This window comes from Brevibacillus sp. AF8, from assembly GCF_021270385.1.
Lineage (GTDB): Bacteria > Bacillota > Bacilli > Brevibacillales > Brevibacillaceae > Brevibacillus.
The window spans coordinates 546232-570611 of the sequence record NZ_JAGQDN010000002.1 but is presented as its reverse complement, the minus strand read 5'-3'; the positions used below and the strand labels follow the sequence as shown (position 1 = coordinate 570611).

The following is a 24380-nucleotide window of genomic DNA, read 5'->3' as shown; positions in this document are numbered from 1 at the left end:
GACCGCCCTTCTCCCATGTTTCCCAGAGAGTAGCGGTCTACACTCTATTCTTTTTCAAATAATCGCTTATACTCCCCGAACCCTTCTTCCTCCAAACGATCCTTCGGAATGAAGCGCAATGCAGCTGAATTGATGCAGTAGCGCAAACCATTTTCCCCAGGACCGTCCTCGAAAACGTGGCCGAGATGAGAATCTGCCTCTTTGCTGCGAACCTCTGTACGAATCATATTATGGGTCAAATCCACATGCTCGGTTACGTTTTCCTCTTGCAAGGGCTTGGTAAAGGATGGCCATCCGCAGCCAGAATCGAATTTGTCCAAGGAACTGAACAAAGGCTCGTTGGAGACGATGTCTACGTAGATGCCCTCTTCCTTGTGATCCCAGAATTCATTCGTAAAAGGACGTTCTGTCCCGTTATTTTGCGTCACTTCGTACTGAAGCGGAGTCAAGATCTTTTTCAACTCTTCTTGCTTCGATCGGTCGCGCCACGCTTCCTTGGTGAATTTCGCTCTGCCTGATGCCGCACGGTAGTATTGGTAGCGGACCGGATTTTTTTTATAGTAGTCCTGATGATATTCCTCCGCCGGATAGAACGGCTTGGCTGGCAAAATCAGCGTTGCAATGGCCTTCGGGAAACGACCGCTCGCATCCAGCTCTTGCTTGGATTTTTGCGCAAGCCTTTCTTGCTCTTCATTATGATAGAAGATCGCTGGCGCATACGATTGACCTCGATCGCCGAATTGACCACCAGCGTCAGTCGGGTCGATTTGCCTCCAAAACATTTGCAGCAATTCCTCATAGGAGATGAGCGACGGATCATAGGTGATTTGGACGGCTTCATAGTGTCCCGTCGTATCAGAGCATACCTGTTCATAGGTAGGGTTTTCGACATGACCGCCTGTATAGCCGGAGACGACTTTTTGAATGCCTGGCATCTTGTCAAACGGACTGACCATGCACCAGAAGCATCCGCCTGCAAAGGTTGCGATTTCGAATGGATGTGTATCGCTGTTCACGCATTTCGCCTCCTGTAGATGTATGTACATTATCATTTACGATTGTACATGGTTTGCAAAAGCAAAGTCCACTCTGGAAGTGCTATGAGGGGGTTCCAAATCGAAAAGGAGACCTTTTTACACGAAAGGTCCCCTTTTCGCTATCGGATTGTATGATCATTCCCTTTGGATGTTGCTACTCTGACAACGCTTTGGCAAATCCAGAGAGCATGACAACCATATGGGCAATACCTTCCTGGAAGTCTTTCAAACGGATAGATTCATTCGGCGCATGAACTTTGCAGCCAACCCAGCCTACCCCTGTACTGACAACCGGAAGCTTTAACTGTTCCCCGAAAATATACATCGGACCTGTGCCTGCCGCGTTTGGCGAAAGTACTGGCTCCTGATCGTAAATGACGCGGGCCGAATCCAGTACGTGAGCAACAAATGGATGGTGGAAATCGGAGCGATACGCTCTTTGCCCGTTGATCATGGTGACGGTAATATCCGTAAAACCATGCTTCTCCAAATGATTTTCGATGCAATTCATGATGTGCTGTGGATCTTGTCCTGGGACAAGGCGGCAATCCAGCTTGGCCTTCGCGCTTTTCGGCAGCACTGTCTTCGAGCCCTCTCCTGTATAGCCGCTCTCCAGACCGCAAATGGTCATGGTCGGGTGGAACACCATAGCTTCTCGTGGGTCCACGTTGTTTGCCGCGGTAATCAGTGGGCGTTTCAAACCGTATAGCGCTGCTGTCGCCTCTTCACTGAACGGCAATTCAGAAACGACTTTCTTTTCATCTGCTGTCGGTTCCACGATCCCGTCGAAAAAGCCTTCGACCAAAATCTCGTTTTGCTGATTTTTCATCGTCGCCAATGCCTGTACGAGGCGCCATGCTGCATTGTCTACATACGCACCGACAGAGGAGTGCATGTCGATATCTGCTCCAACGCATGTCAGTTCCAGGTACGCCATGCCTTTGATCCCGGCAACCATGCTGATTCGCTCATTCTCGTCTTTTCCACCGAATTCCCAAATGCAGGCATCCGCCTGGAAAAGCTCCTTGTACGCTCGAAGATATGGCTCCAGATTCGGGCTGCCAATCTCTTCTTCTCCTTCGATCAGAAACTTGATGTTGCAAGGCAAACCACCCGCTTGCTGCTGCAAAATCTGAATCGCCGTCAGACGGGCAACGAGATCGCCTTTATTGTCGGCAGCACCACGCGCATATAGCTTTCCATCGATGATCGTAGGATCGAACGGTTCCGTGTTCCACTCATGAAACGGTTCAGGTGGTTGAACATCGTAGTGATCGTAAAAGAGGATCGTTTTGCTATCGTCTCCTTCACTGCCTGCTGCAAAAAACCCATACACGACTGGATTGCCGCCAAGATTGTCGAGTACCTTTGTCTCTCCGCCAAGCTCATGAATCATCTTGACCACGTATTCAACTGTCTCAGGAATGGCCTGATGCTGCGCGGATACAGTAGGAAAACGCAAATATTGCTTCAAGTTCTCGATTGCATGCGGTAACTTTTCTTGTACGATACCTAAGACTTGTTCTTTGTTCACGATCGGGCACCTCCTATTGACATTTACCTGCTTATTCGACTTTCTCTTTCTGGTGTGCGACCAAATAGCTGTCAAACCAATCCGTCGTATATTGCAGTCTCAATACACGTTGCTCGGGATCACCACTGCGGGAAAGCTCATGACTGGCACCCGGGAAGCGGACAAACGACACCGGAGCCTTGCCTTGATGCTTCAATGTTACATAAAGCTGCTCGGCCTGTTCGATCGGGCAACGATAGTCATGTTCGCCATGCATGATCAATAGAGGCGTCTCGACGTTCTCTACCAAGCGAATCGGTGAATGCTGCCACATTTTTTCCGGATTCGTGAATGGATTTGCCTGAATTTCTTCGGCAGTGAAAAAGTAACCGATATCACTGACCCCGTAAAAGCTAACCCAGTTGCAAATACTCCGATCGGTTACGCCCGCTTTGAATCGATTGGTTTTACCGACGATCCAGTTCGTCATGAAGCCACCGTAGCTGCCGCCTGCGACACCTAAGCGATCCTCATCGACAAAATCGAAATGATCGCATGCAAATTGCACCGCCGTCATCAAATCGCGGTAATCGTTTCCTCCATAGTCTCCGCAGCACGCCTGAACAAAACGCTCTCCGTAGCCAAAGCTCCCCCTCGGATTCGTATAGAGTACGGCGTAGCCTTTTGCAGCCAGCAACTGGAACTCGTGGAAAAACGTATTTCCGTACATGGAGTGAGGCCCGCCATGAATTTGCAGAACCATCGGGTATTTTTTCCCTTCTTCAAAACCGACAGGCTTGAGCATCCAACCGTGCAGCCTCCAGCCATCCTTTGCGACAAACTCCATTTCTTCTGGAACAGCAAGCTCAATGCCCGCAAATAGCTCTTCGTTCAGCGCTGTTAAACGTTTTTCTTCTCCGTCCTTCAGACTTATTTGATACAAGTCGCCCGGCGTAAACGGGTCACTGATAGCAGCAACCACCGTTTGTTCGTTTTCATGCAGCGAAAAGCCGTAAATATTCCGGTTGCCCGTTACGACATTCGTGACCTGTCCGTCGAGTGTTACGTGATAAATGCCGGAATTTCCTCGTTCGCTTGCGATAAAATACATACCGTTTCCGTCCGCTGTCCATACAGCGCCTGGATTTGGGTGACCAGGCGAGCGCATGTCTCCGATGGTAGAATCGCCAACCTGTACATCCCAATCCGCTGTGAGGCAAGTATAATCGCCCTTTTCAAAATCATATACCCAGATGCGCTTCTGTGCTGCGTACAAATGCGTGTCCAATTCACTTCCGATATACGCTAACTTCTTACCGTCGTGTGACCAGGTTGGATAGGCAAAAATACCTTTGCTGTTGGTCAGCTTTTTCCATTCTCCCCCTTCAAAAGGGATGAGAAAAACGTCAACACTATGCTGAAAATCAGGGTCTTCTGCTCGGTTTGCCGTAATGGCAAGCCATTTTCCGTCCGGCGACCAGGAGCCAATCGTATGATTGTATGGGCCATCGCTGAGTGGTGTAACCTCGCCTGTTTCGACATGAACAATGGCCAGTTGCTTGTTTTTCTCGTAAATGAACCCGAGATCATCGGATTTGTACTTCAATCTTCCGACATGAATGGCTTTGGCCCTTCCTTTTTCCTCTGTTCCCTCGAGGTCTGTGAATGTTTCACCCTCATCCAAGAGAGACGAAAAGACAATGTATTCGCCGTCAGGTGACCAAGTCGGATTGCTGACGCCGTTTTTGCAATGTGTGAGCTGCCTTGCTTCTCCTCCGGTTGCATCGATCAGCCAAATCTGTGGTTTTCCAGATCGATTCGAGACAAAGCTAATCTTTGAACCATCCGGCGACCAGCGCGGAAAGGTGTCGCGGGAGCCAGACGTCAGAGGCTGTGGTTCATTCGCATCCAATTTGCGTAAGAACAAGTGATTTTGGTATGAGTGGGACTCATCGATTTGATTTTCCACATAGGCAAGCGTTTTTCCGTCTGGTGATAGCTGTGGATCGCTCGCGTACCGCATTTGATACAAATCTTCAGCCGTTATACCTCTTTTTGCTTGCGTCATCCTAATCACTCCTCGATTTTATGGGTGGATGCAAGTTGCTCCAAAAAGAACTGGGAAATCTTTTGATTCAACGTGATGTGATTGTCCAGCTTTTCGGTAAAGTGGCCTTCATCCTCAAAAATGTGCAAATCGACTTCTTGTCCCCTGCCTCTCATGTCTGCTACGAGCTGTTCCGCTTCGCTGACAGGAACGCGCGTATCATTGCGTCCATGGAATACGAGAAGCGGAGCCGTGATCTTATGGGAGTGATTCAACGGAGCAATTTCTTCAAAAAAGTCATCGTCTTCGCCGAGGAACCCGTACTCCACCTCACGCAATCTCCTTCTCCATTCCCCGGTGTTCTCCAAAAAGGTTTTGAAGTGGGAAATTCCCACAATATCAACACCCGCAGCCCACAGGTCAGGGTAATGCGTAAGCGCAGCCAGTGTCATGAAGCCTCCGTAACTGCGACCCATGATTCCGATCGCATTCGGGTCTACGCTTGGGCGGTTGCCTAAATCTTTGACCAGCCAAGCCAAATCTGCTACAGAATCCATTCGCTTGCGACGATCATCGAGCTGAACATATTCCCGACCATAGCCCATGCTACCGCGAACATTCGGTGCTACCACCGTAAAGCCTTCGTTCGCCAAAAATTGAAAAACGGGATGATACTCCGGGCGAATTTGGCTCTCTGGCCCGCCATGGACATAGACGACGACTGGTTTTTTCTCTGCATGTTCAGATGTATCTTTGGCATAGAGGAAATACGGCACTTCCAAGCCATCGAATGAGTAAAAGGTGCACAATTCCGGCTCGATGAGTTTATCTTCCAGAGCATCAGATTGACCAATGTTCGTCACACGTCTGCTGGTTTTCTCCGAAATGGTGTACGTCCAGATGTCGCCCGGAAGTGTAGGGCTTTTCAGTGTATAGGCGAGCTGATCATCACTCACCCACGCCAAGGAAGAGATCACTCCTCGTGGTGCTTCCTCTACCCGCTCCCAGCTTTGCTCTGTCAAGGAATAGAGAGCAAGAACGGAGTAGCCTCCTTCATTGATCGTGAAGGCAAGAAGTGTCTCGTCGGGAGATAATTGGGCCTCCTCAATGTCCCATTTCGGGTCGTGCACCAGTTTGTCCAGCTCTCCTGAATGCAGGGAGAAGCGGCACAATGCTTTCGTGTTTTCATCACGGTTGGTTACGAGATATCCCGTTTTGCCTTCATTAGACAGTACCAAGGAATGGTAGCGCGCATGTTTACTGCAGATAGAGAGCTTTTGTGCTTCCTTCGTTTGCAGATTCAACAAATACAGGCAATTGTCAATGTTGGTCTCCTGCACGCTGAAAATGAGTCCTGTCCCGTCTGGCAGCCAGCCGATTGGATCTGTGCGCCCATCATAGCGAAAGACTTCCTCATACGCACCACTCTCGACATCCTGTATAAAAATATCAAAGCTGCGCGGATTGCGACGATTGCTGGACCACGCGATTTTTTGCCCACACGGTGACCAGCCTCCCAAATAGTGAAAGTAATCGGGAGCGTCCGTAAGCGGCTTTACAACTGCACCATTGTCGGTCAGCAAAAAGAACTGCTGCCGCTCGTCTCCCTTGTTGTCCATACCGACGATCGTTTTCGTTCCGCATGGGGAATGGTCAACCTCTACCACACGATCAGGCAAGAAGGTCACTTGCTCCGAGCAATTGGACGCTTCATTCCAGCGCCACAACTGCGCAATACCTGTCAACTTCGTTAAAAAGGTAATCTCTCTACGCTGCGGTACCACCTTCAATTGATACGCGGATTTCACTTGCAGATAGTCCAAAATCACGAGAAATCATCCTTTCCTCTTTGGCTAGATGCACGTTGGAGTATGTAAAGAGAAAAAAGAGGAGAAGCTCCTCTTTTTTTCTATTTTTTCGTTGCCCAGCGAGCGCTTGGGAACGCGTTGACTGGGAAAGTGAGACCTTCCAGATTCGGTTTCACCAAATAGTTTTGCTGATAGTGGTAGACTGGAATAAACGGCATTTCATCCATCAAAACGGCTTCTGCCTGATGAAGCAGTTCCATACGCTTGTTCGGGTCTTGCTCAACTTTTGCCGCCATATTCAACTGATCATACTCTTTGTTCACCCAACCAGTACGGTTGTTCGGGCTTTCACCCAAATAGTAGTCCAGGTTAAACGCAGGGTCGTTGATTTGACCTACCCAGCCCATACGGCCCATTTGATAGTTCTTTTGTTTCGTTGTGTCCAGATACACTTTCCACTCTTGGTTTGTCATTTTCACTTCTACGCCCAAGTTTTTCTTGAGCATTTCTTGGATCGCTTGTGCTATTTTCTTGTGGCTTTCATCGGTGTTGTACATGAGTGTTACTTCTGGAAATGTGGACCAGCCTTCTTCTTGCATACCTTCCGCCAGCAACTTCTTCGCTGCTTCGTAATCTTCTTTGAAGTAGTCTCCACCCTCTTCACGGAAGTCTTTTCCGTTTGGTTGCATCGCTCCACGCGGAACCATGGAGTAAGCTGGTGTCTCCCCACCTTGGCTCACCATTTCGGACAGTGCTTTACGGTCGAGTGACATGGCGAATGCTTTGCGAACTTTTTTATTCGTAAATGGTTCTTTCGTTACGTTAAACATGTACATGTACGTACCATAGTAAGGAACGGATTTAAAGTCTGGGCTCGATTTTTCTTGCGCGAGGATGTCAGATGGCATCTCTTTGTTGAAGTCGAGCTCACCGCTCTTGTACATCTGATAAGCAGTCGTGGCGTCATTCACCATTTTCCAGGTGATCTTTTCCATTTTTACGTCCGCTTTGTTCCAATAATGCTCGTTCTTTTCAATAACGAGCTCGGAGTCATGTTTCCAGGATACGAGCTTGTAAGCACCGTTGGAGATGTAGGTATCCGCATTTGCTGCCCATTTTGGATTGGCTTCTGCCTGCTTCTTGTTAATTGGGTGCCAGTAACGGGTAGCCAGCATTTTGTCAAAGTACGATGTAGGTGCGACCAGCTCGATTTCGAGCGTTTTTGCATCCACGGCCTTGATACCTACATCCTCGGCTTTTCCTGTGCCCTTGTTGTATGCTTCTGCTCCTTTAATGTAATAGAGCAGGTAAGCCGTAGTCGAAGCAGTGGCTGGATCAAGATGCTTCATATACGTGAAAGCAAAATCCTCGGCTGTCACTGGCTCGCCGTTTGTCCATTTCACATCATCGCGCAAAATGAACGTGTACTTCAGCTTGTCATCGGACAGCTTCACTTCCTTGGCTTGTCCCAGGATCGGATTGCCGTCCTTATCCTTGGTGTACAAGCCTTCCCCCAAGTGATCCATGATCCAGAAGGACGTGGTATCCGTCGAGGTGAGCGGGTTCAAGTCTGGCGGCTCAGACTTGGCATTGAACACGACTTCTTGTTTGGCAGCAGCGCCTGGGGTAGTGGTACCTCCAGTCGATGCTGACTCGCCACTACCGCCGCAACCAGCTAAAGCCGGGATGACGAGCGAGAGCGACAGGGCAAAGGCAGCTAATTTCTTCACGTTGTTTCCCCCTATATATTAAGATAGAAAATCGAACTACTGATAGAGATGACAAGCAACCCAATGGTTCGGTGCGGCTTCCTGCCATTCAGGAACCTGTGCCGCGCATTGCTCCATGGCCTTAGGGCATCTTGTTCGGAAAACACAACCGCTCGGAGCATTGGCAGGACTCGGCAAATCGCCCTGCAAAATGATGCGCTCCCGCTTGATTGTCGGATCAGGAATCGGAATCGAGGACAGCAACGCTTGTGTATATGGATGAAGTGGCTTTGCGTACAACTCGAAGCTGTTTGCCATTTCTACCATTTTGCCGAGGTACATCACACCGATTCGAGTGGAAATATGTTTCACCATGGACAGATCGTGGGCGATAAACAAGTAAGTCAGTCCCCTGTCCTGCTGCAAGTCTTCCAATAGATTCACGACCTGCGCTTGAATCGACACATCAAGCGCCGAAATCGGTTCATCCGCGATGATAAATTCCGGCTCGACCGCAAGTGCCCGGGCAATCCCGATCCGCTGTCTTTGGCCTCCGCTGAATTCATGGGGAAATCGGTTCGCATGTTCCTTAGAAAGACCAACTAGCTCAAGCAATTCTTTGACGCGATCCGCTCTTGCACCACGGGACAAGCCGTGAATATCCAGGCCCTCCGCAATAATGTCCATGACGGTCATGCGCGGATTCAGACTTGCTTGCGGGTCTTGAAAAATCATTTGGACGTCGCGGTGGAATTGCTCTGCCTCTTTTCCTTTTAAGCGATGTGCATTTTTGCCTTTGAACAAAACTTCTCCATCTGTATTTTCATAGAGGCGAATCATCGTTCTGCCCAACGTCGACTTCCCGCAGCCGCTCTCTCCAACAAGTCCGAGCGTCTCGCCGCGATGAATGGTGAAGGTCACGCCGTCGACTGCTTTTAGCGTAATCCCATTGCCGATCTCAAAATGCTTTTTTAGATTTTTGACTTCAACCAACGCTTGGCTCATCTACGTCTGCCTCCCTGCTGCCACCAGTTCTTCCAGCTTCGGTGCGCGTGGATCATGTAGCCAGCATGCAGCTTCGTGACCCTCGGTGAATGTGGAAGCATCCGGCATTTGCTGCTCGCATATTTCCATCGCAAACTGACAACGCGGAGCGAACGGACAACCTTTTGGCGGGTGGAATAAATCTGGCGGCGTTCCCTCAATCGGTACCAGGCGTTCCTTTTCCACACCATCGATCCGCGGCAGAGAGCGCATTAAGCCCCATGTGTACGGATGCTTCGGATTTGCGAAAATATCCTCTACCTTGCCCGTTTCCACCACAATTCCTGCGTACATAACCACGGCCCGATGCGCGATTTCGGCAACGACACCCAGGTCATGTGTAATCATCACGATGGAGAGCTGCTGCTTTTCCTGCAATTCCCGGAGCAAGTCCAGGATTTGTGCTTGAATCGTTACATCCAATGCTGTCGTCGGTTCATCTGCAATGACGAGCTTTGGATCATTGGCGAGAGCAATGGCGATGACGACACGTTGCCGCATTCCCCCGGAAAACTCATGCGGGTATTGATCCACTCGTTTTTCCGGATCGGGGATACCGACCAACCGAAGCATCTCCATCGCTTTTTTACGCGCCTCTTCTTTGCTGACCTGCTGGGTACGAACAAATCCCTCGACGATTTGGGCGCCGACCTTCATCGTCGGATTCAGTGCCGTCATCGGGTCCTGAAAGACCATCCCGATCTCAGCTCCACGAACCGATAGCAATTCCTTCTTACTCATCCCCGTGATGACTTTTCCGTCAAAACGAATCTGACCATCCACGATTCTTCCCGGCGGGTTCGGGATCAAGCCCATGATCGCTTGGGCGGTTACACTCTTTCCACAACCGCTCTCCCCTACTACCGCAAGCGTCTCGCCACGATCAACATGAAAGGTAACTCCCCGTACAGCCTGTACCTCTCCACCGTACGTTTTGAAATGTACGCGGAGGTTTTCTACTTGCAGCAAATGATCCGCCATGTCTGATCCTCCTATCTTCGTGGCGAGGTTACTCGCGAATTCTTGGGTCCAATGCATCCTGCAAGCCATCACCGAAAACGTTGAAGGCAAACATCGTCAATGAAATCATCAAGGCCGGGAAGAAAAGTCTCCACCAATCCCCTGTCAAAATGACGCCGAGTGCATCGTTAGTCATCGTCCCCCAGCTTGCGATTGGCGCCTGCACACCCAGTCCTAAAAAGCTGAGGAAAGATTCTGCAAATATCGCCGACGGAATGGTAAACGTCAAGTTCACGATGATGACTCCGATGGTATTCGGAATCAGGTGGCGTAACAGAATGCGCGGGAATTTGGCACCCAGCACTTGCGCAGCCATGATGAACTCCTGGTTTTTCAATTGCAGGATTTGTCCCCGAACGAGACGAGCCATTCCTACCCAACCGGTTGCGGACAATGCGATGATGATGGTAACAATGCCAGGCTCCATGACAACCATCAGCATGATCACCACGAGCAGGTATGGCAATCCGTACAAGACCTCGATCAACCGCATGATGATGGTATCGATCCGGTCTCCCTTTTTGCCTCGACCAGCCATGTATCCGGCAATACCGCCGACCGTCACTCCGATGATCAAGTCAATTAATGCTGCCGATATTCCGATAATCAGTGAAATCTGCGCTCCGTACCATGTACGTGAAAACATGTCGCGCCCCAGCTCATCTGTTCCGAACCAATGCTCGCTCGAAATTTCCTGATTTGCATTTAAAAGGCTCTGGTCGGAATAACTGTACGGAACGAGATGTGGTCCAATAATCGCCATGGCAATCAATAAAACAATCAGAGTCAAACCCACCATGGCCAGCTTGTTTCTGACGAGCTTTCTCGTTACTTGTTGAAAATGAGTCAGGCTCGGTCGCATCTGGGCGATCTGTCCATCTGCTTTTTGAGCTCTAGGTCGAAACAACTCATTTACTGATTGATCTACCGCCATTGGCTACCTCCCCCTGCTCGATAGTTTGATTCGTGGATCGATGAACATATAGGCCAGATCAATCAAGAAGATAATGAGCACCAAGATGGCACTGTAGAATACTGTTGTTCCCAGAATAACGGGATAATCTCGATTGAAAATGCCATCGACGAAGTATTTGCCGATCCCTGGTACTGCAAAGATCTTTTCGACGACGAACGTTCCGGTTAACAGCCCCGCGATGAGCGGTCCCATAAACGTGACGATCGGCAAAATCGCGTTGCGGATTCCATGCTTGACCACTATCAGAAAAGTCGGAATTCCTTTTGCCTCAGCGGTCCGTATGTAATTCTGGTTCATCACGTCGATCATGCTCGTCCGCATATAGCGTGTAATGATCGCTAAAGGACCAAAAGCAAGTGCGAGTGAAGGCAGAACCGAATGTTTCCAACTGGTAAGCGTCGCTACTGGGAATAACGGCCATTTGATTGCCAAGTAATTAATGAGCAATGGCGCCATGATAAAGCTGGGTACAGCAATTCCTAATACCGCCATGACCATTGCCGCATAATCAATCCAGGTATTTCGGTTTAATGCCGCAATTGTTCCGAATAAAAGTCCGAAAAAAAGGGCAACCGCTATCGCCTGCAAACCGATCATTGCAGATGCTCCGAAGCCATCTTTGATCATATCATTGACACCGCGTGTCTCCGACTTAATAGAAGGTCCTAAATCGAGCATGACCAAACTTTTTAGATAAAGCAAATACTGCATCGGCAGCGGTTCATCCAAATTGTATTTGGCACGCAGATTCATCAAAATTTGCTCGGGCAACTGATCTGACTCCGACGCGAATGGATCACCAGGGATCATATGCATCAGGCTAAAGGTCAACGTTACAATAATCCACAAGGTGAGTACCATCATCAGAATTCTTTTAAGTAAATAACGTGACATCTTATAAGAGCCCCCTAGTCCAGACTTGCAAAAAGATTAAGAAAATTAAACGCACCCTCCTTTTGAAAAACCTTTAACGGAAATTGACCTAAAACATTCCTTAATTCAACAATATAGTGCCGTGATTATTTAATGTCAATTCTGATTTTTTTATTTTTTACATCGATTTATAAAGGAATTTGCTGAAAGTTGTCAAATATAAAACAATTAATACGGAAATTTTCCCTAAAACATCCCTATTTAAAATTTCGTGTTCGCTACATCTCGCATGCCCATCTGATGGGTTATATTTAATCTATATAAGAAAGACTGGCATACTAGAATGCCGAAAAAAGGATGGATCTCCTTCCTGACGAATTGTTTATCCCGTAGTTTAACTTTTTTGGAGGACATTTTGATGATAAAAGTTGGCATAGTCGGTCCAAAAGATTCAGTAGATGCAATGGTAGCTGTCGGACGTGAGTTTTCCGATCAGATCCTGCTCACCTCCTTTATTTATCAAGGAGTGGAACAAGTACCAGCCTATGTAGCCGAAAATGATATGGAAACAGACATCTGGTTCTTCTCTGGAGTCGCTCCCTACTCGATGGCAAAAGCGCATATTGGCAAGAAAAAAGCCTTTTATCCCCAAGTCAATTCAAGTGTCCTGACCAAAGTATTGCTCGAATTGGTCTACCGCGATGGTTTGTCTTTGGATCGTGTGAGCTTTGATACCATTTCGGAAGCTCATTTTCGTGAGACTTTAGAGGAATTGGGCCTGCACTGTGAGAATCCATACCTAAAGCCATATAAAGAATTCAGAAAGAGATCTGAATTGGTAGCCTATCACACCCGCCTTATCCAGGAAGGCAAGGTAGACGCTTGTGTCACGGGAACGCTTTTTGTCACCGAAGAATTAAAGCGACTAGGAATCAGAGTGTATCGAATGGGCTTCACACGCTTCATATTCCGAGAGATTTTCAAGCGAATTCTGCAAGAGGGAGAAACGCTCCACTTCAAGCGCTCCCAAATTGCTGTTCAATTGATTGAGGTATCCGACATGGAAAAGCTCGTAAATGAACCTGCCAACGCGTACGAGCTGCGCCGCCTCGACTTGAAGCTCCAAGAGCTCGTCCTCGATTACACAGAGTCGATTTCCGGTAGCTTCGTCGCGGTCGGCAATTCCAAGTTCATTATTTTTTCCACCCGCGGATCGTATGAAGACAATCCGGATTTTCACCCCACGCTCCTTTTGGAAAAAATCAAGCTGCTCACCCATTCGCACGCAAATATGGGAATCGGCTTTGGTGTCACAGCACTGTCTGCAGAGCGCAATGCTCAGCTTGCACTCGGTCAGGCCAAAAACCATAAGGATGCCGTGATCCTCGTTGACCATGACGGTTCGATTGAAGGACCGCTGCGTCAGCCGAACAGCATCAGCTACGAATATTGGACACAGGACAAAGAAATCAGCGAAAATCTGAAAAAAGCCGGTGTTAGTATTACGACGTTTAACAAAATCATTTCCGTCCAAAAAGCGCTTGGGCAAAAATATATCAGCGCTTCGATGATCGCGGAATGGATGGGGATGACCCCTCGCAATGCGCGAAGAATCTTGAGTGACTTGGCAGAGCACAACATTATCGAGCTCATTGGGGAAGAGACGCCAACGAACCGGGGGCGCCCACGGAAAATTTATCGGATACTCCCCTCCCCACAAACCATTTAATTGTTTCTCCATGAGAAAGGCGGAAAATATCCAACGACCAAAAAGGAGGTTGTCATATGCCCGTTCATCCACAGATTCAACAAATTTTAGACGTCTTCAACCGCTCACGTCATGATGTCGATTTTAACCAATTGACCCCACAGATTATGCGAATGGCGACTGATCAAAATCGAGATTCAAGCGTGGAACGTGAACAGGTAAAAAAGGTAGAGAATCTATCGCTTCCCTTGGAAGGTCGTTCCATTCCGATCCGCATATACACACCAGAAGGTCACGCCCCCTTTCCTGCCCTCGTGTACTATCATGGAGGCGGATTTGTGATCGGCAATCTCGAAACGGTAGACTCGGTATGTCGCAACTTCGCAAATAACGCAAAATGCGTCGTCATTTCTATCGATTATCGGCTCGCTCCTGAACATCCTTTTCCGGCAGGGTTGGAAGATGCCTATGATTCTCTCCTATTTATTTCAGACCATGCCGATCAGTTTGGCATTGATCCGTCGCGGATAGCGGTAGGGGGAGATAGCGCCGGAGGTAATTTTGCCACAGTCGTGAGTCTCATGGCTAAAGAACGGCAGGGCCCTCCTATCGTATTTCAATTATTAATCTATCCAGCCGTAGGAATAGTGGACACTGCTCCCTATCCATCCATGCAGGAAAATGCGAGTGGCTATTTGATGGATGTGGAATTGCTGAATTGGTTCCTCTCTCATTATCTGCCGCCTGCCGATCTCCAAAATCCATATCTTGATCCGATCAACGGAGCCGATCTCACTGGTCTGCCCCCCGCCATGGTGATTACAGCCGAATACGATCCTTTGCGAGATGGCGGAAAATCGTATGCAGACAAGCTACGCGATAGCGGTGTCGAGGTCGTCTATCGGAATGAACAAGGCTTGATCCATTCCTTTATCGGATTCCATACTACGATCAAGCAAGCGCAAGAATCATTGGATGAGATGTCGGCGCAATTACGGAAAGCTTTCAAAATGTAAGTTGTATTGGTTAAACAAAGCGTAAGCCTGCGAACGGGGTGAAATCATTGACTAGACATACAGACGACAAAGTGACCATTCGCTTCGCTCATATCGAGGATGCAGCGGCCATTTTATCTTTGCAGCGTGATGTGGTTGGTGAAGGGGAATTTTTTATTTCTGTTTCCGAAGAGTTCAACAAAACCATGGAACAGCAGCTTGAGTGGATCCAAAACATTATTGACAATGACAGGGAAACCATGTTGGTAGCGGAAATAAACGGTGAATTGGCTGGCATGATCGTGCTCGTATCTCCGGCTCGCAAGCGTTTGTCTCATACAGGTTCGATCACGATGATGATCCAGAAAGCTCACAGAAATAAGGGCATCGGCAAGGTTTTATTGATGGAGTTGTTAGCTTGGGCAAAGCAGCATCCGCTCATTGAAAAAGTGAGCTTAGGGGTGTTCTCCAACAATCTGAGAGCGATTGCTTTATACAAAAGCCTTGGCTTTGTGGAAGAAGGACGAAAAGTAAAAGAATTCAAGCTGGCTGAGAATGAATACGCAGATGATGTCCTGATGTACAAATTCGTATAGCGTCCATTCGTTTTCCTTCCATGCAAAAAAAGGACCTTCCCATCAGGTCCTTTTCTTATGAGCAAGTAAGCCCTATACCGATTTCGATGGCTGAACAGATTGTTTCTTTTGAACACTGGCAACAATCACACCCACGACGATCAACAAGGAGCCCCCCACTTGAATCGACGTCACCTGCGAACCAAGCAGTAAAAACCCGACCAGCATCGCTACAAAAGGCTGCAAGTTAAGAAAAATAGCTGCTTTGCCCGTCCCTACCACTTTTAATTGCTGATTCCAGACGATTCCACATATTCCTTGCATGAGGATCGCAGTCAAAATGAGCATCGCCCATGCCCATGCTTCGTGGCTGATCTGCGCCCCTGGCTCGATCGTCAACAGCGCCGCAGGAGTCAAAAACAAAGTCCCAACCGTCGTCGAGTACACGGTGGCAATAAACGGCTGGATGGTTTGTGTCAGTTTGCGAATGATGATCATGGAAGAAGAGAATGTGACCATGGCAATCACAATGAGTAAGACTCCCTTGGAAATGGATAATCCTGCTCCAACACCGACTACAAAGAATGTTCCCAGGAGAGCTAAGCCGGAGCCAACCTTCATGCGCAGGGTAAACTGCTCCTTCAAAAACAAAGAGGCAAGCACTGCAGTGACGATCGGCGACAAGGAAAGAATCAACGCTGCTGTTGTCGCGTCTGTCGTCAATAGCCCGTTGAAATACGCCGTTTGATTTGCCAGCGTCCCGATCAAGCCAAGCAATGCAAGAAGTCCTAGCTCACGAGCGGTGATTTTTACGAATTTTTTGGTCAGCCACGCGTAAATGATCAGAAACATAGATGTGAAAAGCAAGCGTACATCTGCCAAAAACAGCGGAGGAAACTCTTTGACCAGCATGCTTCCGAAAACAAAATTACTTCCCCACAGCGTTACACAAAAAAGCAACAGCAAGTACGACCGAATCATGATTGTTCCTTCTTTCACCCGATGCATTATTCTTCCGTTAGCTATCGTACAGGAGAGTGCGAAAAAAGTCCATGAGCTGATCTGCTATTGTTTGAAGGAAATTATGTTTGGTTGTAGGCACTGTCACATACAAAAGACCAGCGAACGAGTTAGTTCACTGGTCTTCCCTTGCTTTATTGTACCATTTCTTCCATAGGGGTCTCCTCAGTTGCTTCCAGAGCCCCTTCCATCTGCCCGGCCTCTTCGACTGCCGACTCTTTCGCTTTCTCTTCCTCTTTCACTTCCGGCTTCTTCTCCGGCTCCGTCGGTGCGATTGCACTCGCCACGAGTGCCGCGTATTTTTGTGAGCCTTCCTTATTCGGGTGAACACCGTCTTTGTAAAAGTAAGAGCTTTGCCCTTCACTTGCCGTATACCAATCCACAAGAACGACATGTGGTTGGGCTGCAGCCGTTTCCGCCAGCATCTTATTCACGACGCTTTCCCATGGTTTAGGTACGCGAGCATTGACGAGAATGATCTGCTCTACGCCATCCAGTGATTGCAGCAGCTTGTCGAGCTGCCCTTTACTAAATGCGCCGTTCGAGCCTAATTCAATCACGACGCGATTTCCCAATTGGCCTTTTGCCTTGAGCTGCGCAATTACGTCAGGAGCTTGCGCCATTTGCCTTCCGATTTTGGCATCCACGACGAGCCCTGGCAGTAGTTTCTCCAGGTAAGGAGCCACATCGAGCATGACAGAGTCACCAATCACAGTGATCCCTTTACCAGAGCCTATCGCTTTGATCGGTTCCTGTTTTTGGTCAGGCTGTTTGGAAGCATTCGAATCTTTCTGCTTCTCCACAGGCTTCTGCTTTTGTCCGTTGTTATTTAGCTTCTGTTCGTTTTTCGGTTTTGTCGGGGGAGTTGCCGGTTTTTGAACCGTTTCCGGCTTCTTCTCTACGATTGGCACCTCAGGACCATGAGGCTTGTCGGGGACCTTTGTCTCGGTGACAGTTTGAGTTGGCTGTGTCACATTTCCAGCGGTCGCATCTGACGTGAGTGAAGCAATCCCATAATACGTGACACAAAGAGCAATCGCGCAACCGGTTGCCAATACACGGTTTAAACGTTTGGTTTTCTGACCCGCCTTATTGGAGCGCTGCCAGATTCTGCCTAATGCACCGTAACGAATAGGCTCCTCGAGATATTTAAATGACACCGATGCCAGCAAAATGCTTGCGAGGAGCTGCAAAACCGCTCCAGGTACCGCCATCCACTCTCTGTCCGCTAGGAACGGATTCGTCCAAACGATCACAGGGTAATGCCACAAATAAATCCCGTAAGATCGAACGCCGATCCAACGCAATGGCTTGCAGCCCATCCATTTCGCCAAGCTGCTTGCCGGATGTGCGAGTACGGCGACCAGCACGGCACTGACGACAGACAGAAGGACGAGCCCGCCCTCGTACAAATAATCATCATATTGATTCGTGTTCCAAATGCTGTACAAAAGAATCCCTAAGCTCATAAGACCGCTTAGATCGAGCGTAATTCGCGCTTTTTGTGAAATGTTCGTCGTTAGCAAGCGACTCGGCCACATCATGGCGAGTGCGGCACCGATCAATAACCCGAATACCCGTGTGTCCGTTCCGTAATATACACGACTCGGATCAAGACCTGGCTCATACAAAACGGCCATGGAAATGGCGGATATTGCAGCCAGCACCAAAGTAATAATCATGATTGGCCCCCTGCGCTTCAGGAAGCGGAGTCCCAGAGCGAGTACCAGCGGCCAAATGACATAAAACTGTTCTTCTACTGCCAATGACCACAGATGGCCTAATGGTGAAGGCGGACCGAATTTTTCAAAATAAGATACGTCATGAAAGACCAGCCACCAGTTACTTACGTACAGAACAGCTGCCCCTACATCTCCGCGGATGGTTTTCAACTGGTCTGGCGAAAAGATGGCTACGCCTGCCATCACCACAAACAGCATGAGGAAAAGCGCTGGCAGCAATCTTCTGGCACGGCGCAACCAAAAGTCTTTCATGTCGAGTCTGCCATTACGATTCCATTCTGCAATTAATAGGTCTGTAATCAAATATCCCGATAAAACGAAGAAAATCCCGACACCCAGCAATCCCCCGGGTGCCCAGTCGTAATTCAAGTGATAAATAATGACTGCGAGTACCGCCAGCGCACGAAGCCCGTCGATCCCAGCCATGTATCGACTGCTGGAGCCTTTGATCGGTTCAGGCATGCTGGTGGCCTCCTGTCGTTGCATGTTGGCGAGTGATTAATTCGTTCTGATTATTGATTCTTTTCGTACCCATCGTCCTTTTCATATTTTTATGGTGATTCTTCGTGCTCGCCATGCAAAACATTTTGCATTCTCCCCTTTTACCTTCCGTTCTGTTATTGTCCTTTGTTGTTGGGGGCAGTCATTACACATCGGGAATTGCGTGCTCTATGAATGCAAAAACCCCTGTTTTTTAGAATCGTGCGAAAACGGGGGTTGATCTCGTTCATTATCTTTATGGAAAATGAATTCTCCCATCATCGTTGCCCGTATTCAGGATGTGATGAACTACTCACTATCTCGTTGTTTTTGGTTGGCGTACTCCCTTATATATGCATCACACCTTCCTTATAGTGGATCGTCTCACAAGGAAATTACCCGGTCCTTGTCTTACGTGAGTCTCTTGCTGAATAGTTGTTTGTAACCTGATTATATGACGGTTTCGGGGGATAACTCGTTACAAACTGTTTACATTCTGACCATGTTTTTTTCCCGGTCAAAACGCGGAACAAAAAAGAAGCTGCTGGTATACTTTCCCCCATCAGCTTCACAATTGTAGATCATCGCAGACCACCACTGTCAGATGCAAAATGCAACGTGTTTACTTGTCACAAAAGTTTTACGGATCAACAGCCTGCATCCGTTCGTAAATTTTGCGAGTTGTATTGACATTCCTGATTGTCATTTGTTGATAAACCTTTGAGCCAATAAGTTTCAGCATGATGTAAGGCAGAATCCAAAAACGAGTATGTATAGCGTCTTCCAATCCGTGAGGAATCATTGCTTGTGAATCGGCATCCCCCGAAGGAAAGCGACATCAACCACGGTTGTTCCCCTATCACTACCATTTTCGCCAATTGAAACAGGAAATACAAGACAAAAATAAAATCCCCATCGATTACCAGCACCGACGAGGATTTTCGCTTGATTCTTCCAATTTAAATATGATGAGTAAACAAATAATTTAAGAAAAAACCACCGCTGACAACCGCAATCACCATGCATACAATGCCACTTTTCACCCGTTCGGAAAGCAATCGCATAAACCCAAGACAGAAAAAGACTCCTGTGACCAAAAAATAAGCGACTCCAACCCAAAAAACGTTCCAAGGCAAGCTCGCAAAATCTACGTTACCCAAACGTGAACACCATCCCTGTCCGATTCTACTGATTACTCGTATGTACGATACTCCATTATAGCATTTGTTCACGCTTACTTTCCCATTTTTGCAAAATGCGTAACAGAAGTGTCATACATCCTACCTTCATGTTTTCTACACAATCGTTTGGTACGCTTTTTCCAACAGCGCAAAGGAGGAAAAGGAACACATGAACAAACGGAAAATACGCCGATGGGCTTATCCCCTGGTTCTAGGTGGCGTTTTGCTGTTATCCGCATGCTCGACTGCCACTGACAATACCACGATGGATCATAATGGACACAACATGAATTCTTCACCCGAAACATCCGCACAAGCTCAACCACAACAGATGTCCTCATCCAGTGACTCGTCTATGGAGGTGCTTACAGGCAATACGTTTACCCTCACGGCAAAAGAAAACATGCTCCACCTCGATGACAAGACCATGAAAACCGCATGGACGTACAATGGAACCGTTCCAGGTCCACAGCTTCGTGTCAAACAAGGGGAAACCATCAGCGTGACGTTGAAAAACGAATTGCCCGAGCCCGTCACCATTCACTGGCATGGCTTACCCGTCCCGAATAACATGGATGGAATCCCTGGCGTGACCCAAAATGCCGTAAGACCAAACGAAAGCTTCACCTACAAATTCAAGGTGGACGTTGCCGGGACATACTGGTACCACTCGCATCAAAACAGCGCCAAGCAGGTAGACAAAGGCTTGTACGGTTCACTTGTGGTGGAACCGGCTACGCCAGAGCCAGCTGATAAGGATTTTACCCTCGTTCTGGATGAATGGATGCAGGACGATAGCATGGCGGAAATGCACGGAAGTGGCATGAGCCACGGCACGAGTTCCCCTTCTTCCGATAGCTCTTCCTCTGGTGGTCACAACATGACCGGTATGGAGATGCCCATGAGTGACGCTGAGATGATGCCGTTGATGTATACGATTTTTTCCGTGAACGGAAAAACAGGCCCGGCAATCCAGCCGCTACCTGTTAAAGAAGGTGAGAAGGTCAGAATTCGCCTGATCAATGCCGGATACTTGAACCACAAGCTGAACCTGCAAGGTCATGAATTTAAAATCGTAGCAACGGACGGGCAACCTATCAATAATCCGCCCCTCGTAGGAGGCCAGCTCCTCAATATCGGACCAGGAGAACGATATGATCTCGAATTTGTCGCAAACAATCCGGGCAAATGGTTACTAGAGGAGCGCAGCACAAATCCAGGCGCCAAGTCCCTTGTCGTGCCCATCGTCTACGAAGGCTCGGAAACAAAAACGGCCAAATCAGAAACTGGCGACATGCCGACGATAGACATCACCAAATACGGCGAAGCAGCAAAAAGCAGCTTTACGCTGGAGCAGAAGTATGACATTACGTATCAAATGGATCTAAACACGGAAACGGCAAATGGAAAAATGGCCTTTACCATCAATGGTAAAACGTTCCCGAATGTCCCTCCTCTCAACGTCAAAAAAGGAAATCTGGTCAAAGTCACGCTGGTGAACAAGTCCCCAAAAGATATCCACCCGATGCATTTGCACGGACATTTCTTCCAAGTATTAAGCAAAAACGGACAGCCTATCACAGGCTCCCCTCTGGTCAAAGATACGCTGAACATTTTGCCGGGTGAATCATATGTAGTCGCCTTCGAAGCTGACAATCCAGGAGATTGGATGTTCCACTGCCACGATCTGGGCCATGCTGCGCAAGGAATGGTATCCGAAGTAAAATATGAAGGCTTCAAGCCAGATTTCGTCGTCGACCCTACTGTCGGCAACATGCCGGAATAGCCACAGAAAAAGCAGGAGCCTTCATGGCTTCCTGCTTTTTCTTTACGCCAATACACCGTCCAAAGACGTTTTCCACTCTACCCCACTCGGAAATACATCCTGCACTTGCTGTCTCAGCTTGTCATCTTGGCTCAATTGCGGACTCAAGATCGATACCAGACCGCTATCTTCTCTTGAACGGATCAAACGCCCGATGCCTTGACGCAGTCTCAGCAGCATGTAAGGCAAATCTACCTCGTCGAAAGGATTCGCTGCACTTTTTCGTTTTGCTGTAAACACCGGATCATTCGGCGGGAATGGCAGTGACCAAATGATCACATTGGACAGCGAAGGCCCCGGAACGTCTAGCCCTTCCCACAGGCTCACCGCACAGAGGCTGCTTTTCTCGTCGTTTTGGAACTGAGAGATCAGATGGCTGATTTCCGCATCTCCTTCAAACAAGAATCGCAGATCCGTACAGGCAGGCTCGTTTTTGATGGCAGCCTTGAATTGCTGTAATTCCTCCATGGAGGAAAATAACAACAGCGCACTACCTGCTGATTTTTGCAGTAATTGGGTAGCCTGTCTCATTTTTTCCGCAAATGAATCGGTCACGGAAAGTGTCGGTACGTATACTTCCATTTGTTTGTCGTACTCATATGGAGAAGCCACCGAGAAAGACAGGTATTGATCAATGCCCAAGCTGTCCGCCACATACTTGAACGATCCGTCAACAGATAGAGTCGCCGACGAAAAGACAATTGGCATCTTTTGTGAGAAGACGCGCTCTTCCAGTACTTCCTGCACCTTTTTTGGCATGACGACCAAGGTTGGCCCCGTAATCTCTTCACTCATCCAGGAAATGACGTGATCCGGGTCCTGGAAAAGTCCTAGTGCCAACTGCATCATTTCCAAATGCTCCTCGACAATTCGCAGCTGGAACTCGTCCAACGTATACAAACCGCCCTCTAGCGCCAGCTCTTCTTCAATCCAACTGACGAGACTCGTAAAGCGGTGGATGGTTGCAATGAGTTCCTGATGAAAATGGATTTCTTTTCGGTTGGAGCCCATCACAGCCTTGCTCTCTTCGTTCAATCGCGAGAACATCTCCTCACTCTGGGCAATGGCTTCCTCAATGGCAATGGCGAGCTCTTCCCTGATCTCTCCCTTCAACACACGCGTAATCGTTTCTTCGAAGACGGAGTGATTCAGCTTGTACGTCAATGCTTTTTGGGCAGCAGGCTCCAACAGATGACCTTCATCAAAAATGACCGAGCTATGCGGCGGCAGCAACGGTAGCTGACCTCCGCGCTTGCGGATCTCATAAGTCCACACATGCTCCATATAAAAGTCATGGGAGCAAATGATCAAATCTGCTGACTGTCGATAATGATTTCTGGAAAGGGTCTGCCCACAACGGTGCTGTCTGTCGCACACAAAGCAATCCTGAAAAGTATCCCAGTTCATCTGCGCCCATTCTTGATCATCCAGTTCAGGATATGTGCTGCGATCCCCATACGGATAAAAGGACTGCAAGGCTTCATGTGTATGAACAAATGAAGGCAGCTCTTGATAAATATGCTGGAAAGCTTCGCCTGTCTCAGGCTGGAATCTCGCCTCATCCAGCTTGCGCAAACAGACATATTGGTCCGGAGATTTTCCGAGTCTCGCGTCAATCGTCAGGTTGAGATGGCGAGCCAGTTTCGCAATATCGCCTTCCGGTTTTACGAGCTGCTCAATCAGAGACTCATTCGCACAGGCAATGATAGCGGGCTTTCTGGTATACCGTGCATAGCAGATGGCGTACAGCAAGTAAGCCAATGTTTTTCCCGTGCCTACTCCCGCCTCTGCAAAAATCGTTTGCTTTTCTATAAAAGCCCGTTCAAGCTGAAAGGCCATGTAGATTTGCTCATCACGCACCTCGAATCCAGCCTCAGGCAATACTTCATAAAAAACGTCCGCTACCCAATCACTCACCTGCGAGATGAACGGCTGGGACGGATCGTAGGCAAAAGGATAACGTTCCAATTGTGACCTGCCTCCAATAATGAAAAGAATCGTCAAGCATAGATGCTAACATGTTATGATGACATGTCTTGACGATAAACACAATACAGATAAGAGAAAAAACCATTCCTTTTCGTGGTAAGATAAAGATGGTAGAAAAGTAGAATGAAATAGGAGTGAACAAGCCAATGGAAAAAGTAATGTTTATTGAAATAGGAATGGGCATCGACATGCATGGACAAAACGTCACCAAAGCCGCAGTCCGTGCTGTTCAAAATGCCATCCATCATAATTCGATGCCTGGACTGCGCTCTGTCCTGCCAGGAAACGATATCCATAACATGAAAGTAAATGTGAGACTGGCCGTTCCTGCTGACAAGGACGAGCTCGACCTGGAAACGGTTCGTAAAGCACTGCCTTACGGGGAAGTTTCCTTCGAAATCGTCGATGGCGGCATGCTGACGAGCAGTGGGGTCGTGATCGCTGAAAAAGAGGACAAAAACGACCTTGCCTATATCGTCATCGCTTCGGTAGAGGTCGGATACTAGAATACCGGCTCATCCACTACCTGTGGGTGAAACTGATAACGCTCCAACGCTATTTCTCCTGCTGCTGACACGACTACCCCTTCGCTTTCCAAGGCCATTTTTTGTAGCGTGAACGAATCCAAATCTTGCAATCCGATCTTTCCTTGGGCGTTGATGACCCGATGCCAAGGAAGCTTGTGCTTTTTGGACAAGGAATGAAGGATGCGAACGATTTGTCTGGCAGCTCTCGGACTTCCGGCCAACGCAGCAATTTGCCCGTACGTCATGACATGGCCCGTTGGAATCCCGGCAATAATTTTTAGTGCGCGCTGCGTAAATTCGGTCATGATGAC

The 24380-nt window shown here is 48.2% G+C and carries 18 protein-coding genes and 1 pseudogene; 5 read left to right on the top strand and 14 right to left on the bottom strand.

Annotated elements, in window-relative coordinates; genetic code table 11:
- Positions 1 to 44 precede the first annotated feature (44 nt).
- The 9 genes from msrA to KB186_RS05925 all read right to left on the bottom strand — a co-directional run bounded on the left by msrA (position 45) and on the right by KB186_RS05925 (position 12048).
- Positions 45 to 1016, bottom strand: a complete 972-nt coding sequence (msrA, locus tag KB186_RS05965) for a peptide-methionine (S)-S-oxide reductase MsrA (RefSeq protein ID WP_173609342.1) — start codon at positions 1014 to 1016, stop codon at positions 45 to 47.
- 175 nt (positions 1017 to 1191) lie between these two features.
- Complete coding sequence (locus KB186_RS05960; RefSeq protein ID WP_232773239.1) at positions 1192 to 2571, bottom strand: M20/M25/M40 family metallo-hydrolase; 1380 nt, start codon at positions 2569 to 2571, stop codon at positions 1192 to 1194.
- A gap of 31 nt (positions 2572 to 2602) precedes the next feature.
- Positions 2603 to 4618 carry a S9 family peptidase gene (locus KB186_RS05955; protein WP_232773238.1) on the bottom strand — a complete coding sequence of 672 codons (2016 nt, stop codon included), beginning with the start codon at positions 4616 to 4618 and terminating at the stop codon, positions 2603 to 2605.
- A 5-nt stretch (positions 4619 to 4623) separates the two neighbouring features.
- Positions 4624 to 6426, bottom strand: a complete 1803-nt coding sequence (locus KB186_RS05950; RefSeq protein WP_232773237.1) for a S9 family peptidase — start codon at positions 6424 to 6426, stop codon at positions 4624 to 4626.
- An 80-nt stretch (positions 6427 to 6506) separates the two neighbouring features.
- Positions 6507 to 8135 (bottom strand): peptide ABC transporter substrate-binding protein, encoded by a 1629-nt coding sequence (locus tag KB186_RS05945; RefSeq protein WP_232773236.1) that lies wholly within the window; start codon positions 8133 to 8135, stop codon positions 6507 to 6509.
- Positions 8136 to 8171: 36 nt separating this feature from the next.
- On the bottom strand, positions 8172 to 9119 hold the full coding sequence (locus KB186_RS05940; RefSeq protein ID WP_173609347.1) for an ABC transporter ATP-binding protein: 948 nt from the start codon (positions 9117 to 9119) through the stop codon (positions 8172 to 8174).
- Positions 9120 to 10139, bottom strand: coding sequence for an ABC transporter ATP-binding protein (locus KB186_RS05935; protein ID WP_173609348.1), 1020 nt, complete (start codon positions 10137 to 10139; stop codon positions 9120 to 9122).
- Between the two features lie 28 nt (positions 10140 to 10167).
- Entirely contained in the window at positions 10168 to 11112 is a 945-nt protein-coding gene (locus tag KB186_RS05930) for an ABC transporter permease (RefSeq protein ID WP_173609349.1), read from the bottom strand.
- Between the two features lie 3 nt (positions 11113 to 11115).
- The gene (locus tag KB186_RS05925; RefSeq protein ID WP_173609350.1) at positions 11116 to 12048 is read right to left on the bottom strand and encodes an ABC transporter permease; all 933 of its coding nucleotides are present in this window, start codon (positions 12046 to 12048) and stop codon (positions 11116 to 11118) included.
- Positions 12049 to 12445: 397 nt separating this feature from the next.
- Between KB186_RS05925 and KB186_RS05920 the strand changes: the two genes are divergently transcribed.
- The 3 genes from KB186_RS05920 to KB186_RS05910 are packed head-to-tail and all read left to right on the top strand — an operon-like array spanning position 12446 to position 15326.
- Positions 12446 to 13756 carry a helix-turn-helix domain-containing protein gene (locus tag KB186_RS05920; protein ID WP_173609351.1) on the top strand — a complete coding sequence of 437 codons (1311 nt, stop codon included), beginning with the start codon at positions 12446 to 12448 and terminating at the stop codon, positions 13754 to 13756.
- Between the two features lie 56 nt (positions 13757 to 13812).
- The gene (locus tag KB186_RS05915) at positions 13813 to 14751 is read left to right on the top strand and encodes an alpha/beta hydrolase (RefSeq protein ID WP_232773235.1); all 939 of its coding nucleotides are present in this window, start codon (positions 13813 to 13815) and stop codon (positions 14749 to 14751) included.
- A gap of 47 nt (positions 14752 to 14798) precedes the next feature.
- The gene (locus KB186_RS05910; protein WP_173609353.1) at positions 14799 to 15326 is read left to right on the top strand and encodes a GNAT family N-acetyltransferase; all 528 of its coding nucleotides are present in this window, start codon (positions 14799 to 14801) and stop codon (positions 15324 to 15326) included.
- A 72-nt stretch (positions 15327 to 15398) separates the two neighbouring features.
- Here the strand turns inward: KB186_RS05910 and KB186_RS05905 are convergent, their stop codons facing one another.
- The 3 genes and pseudogenes from KB186_RS05905 to KB186_RS05895 all read right to left on the bottom strand — a co-directional run.
- Positions 15399 to 16286 carry a DMT family transporter gene (locus tag KB186_RS05905; RefSeq protein ID WP_232773234.1) on the bottom strand — a complete coding sequence of 296 codons (888 nt, stop codon included), beginning with the start codon at positions 16284 to 16286 and terminating at the stop codon, positions 15399 to 15401.
- Positions 16287 to 16459: 173 nt separating this feature from the next.
- A complete protein-coding gene (locus tag KB186_RS05900) occupies positions 16460 to 18529 on the bottom strand; it encodes an acyltransferase family protein (protein WP_173609355.1) in 2070 nt (689 codons plus the stop codon).
- 658 nt (positions 18530 to 19187) lie between these two features.
- A pseudogene (locus KB186_RS05895) lies at positions 19188 to 19289 on the bottom strand (DUF1697 domain-containing protein); the annotation flags it as partial.
- Positions 19290 to 19897: 608 nt separating this feature from the next.
- On the opposite strand from KB186_RS05895, the gene KB186_RS05890 reads away from it, so the two are divergent.
- Positions 19898 to 21514, top strand: a complete 1617-nt coding sequence (locus KB186_RS05890; RefSeq protein WP_232773233.1) for a multicopper oxidase family protein — start codon at positions 19898 to 19900, stop codon at positions 21512 to 21514.
- Between the two features lie 42 nt (positions 21515 to 21556).
- On the opposite strand, the gene KB186_RS05885 is transcribed toward KB186_RS05890, so the two are convergent.
- Positions 21557 to 23521, bottom strand: coding sequence for an ATP-dependent DNA helicase (locus KB186_RS05885; RefSeq protein ID WP_232773232.1), 1965 nt, complete (start codon positions 23519 to 23521; stop codon positions 21557 to 21559).
- 167 nt (positions 23522 to 23688) lie between these two features.
- On the opposite strand from KB186_RS05885, the gene KB186_RS05880 reads away from it, so the two are divergent.
- Entirely contained in the window at positions 23689 to 24048 is a 360-nt protein-coding gene (locus KB186_RS05880) for a Lin0512 family protein (RefSeq protein WP_173609358.1), read from the top strand.
- On the opposite strand, the gene KB186_RS05875 is transcribed toward KB186_RS05880, so the two are convergent.
- Positions 24045 to 24374 (bottom strand): MGMT family protein, encoded by a 330-nt coding sequence (locus KB186_RS05875; RefSeq protein WP_173609359.1) that lies wholly within the window; start codon positions 24372 to 24374, stop codon positions 24045 to 24047. The genes KB186_RS05880 and KB186_RS05875 overlap by 4 nt on opposite strands.
- Between the last annotated feature and the right edge of the window lie 6 nt (positions 24375 to 24380).